The organism is Paracraurococcus lichenis, from assembly GCF_030657435.1.
Taxonomy (GTDB): domain Bacteria; phylum Pseudomonadota; class Alphaproteobacteria; order Acetobacterales; family Acetobacteraceae; genus Paracraurococcus; species Paracraurococcus lichenis.
The window spans coordinates 1-292 of sequence record NZ_JAUTWS010000577.1 but is presented as its reverse complement, the minus strand read 5'-3'; the positions used below and the strand labels follow the sequence as shown (position 1 = coordinate 292).

Annotated in this window: 1 pseudogene; it reads right to left on the bottom strand. The window is 76.0% G+C overall.

The annotated features are described in order from the left end of the window. Nucleotides 1–292 (bottom strand): annotated as a pseudogene (locus Q7A36_RS41300) (hybrid sensor histidine kinase/response regulator); the annotation flags it as partial.

Below are 292 nucleotides of genomic sequence, written 5' to 3'. Positions count from 1 at the left end.
CGCCAGCGCCGCCTCCGTCTCGGACAGGGCAACCGGCGGCGCGGCCGGCAGCGGCACGACCGGCGCCGGCGCGGCGGCCGGGGCCGAGCCCGTGACCGCGCCCTCGTGCAGGGCATCGAGGCGGGCGATCAGCGCCTCGTCGTCGCCCTCGCCCTCCGAGCCGGTGGCACCCAGATGGTCGACGATCGCCTTGAGCACGTCGATCGCACCCAGGATCGCCGTCACCACCTCAGCCCCAACGGCCAGCCGGTCCTTGCGGATGGCGTCCAGCACGTTCTCGGCCGAGTGCGCC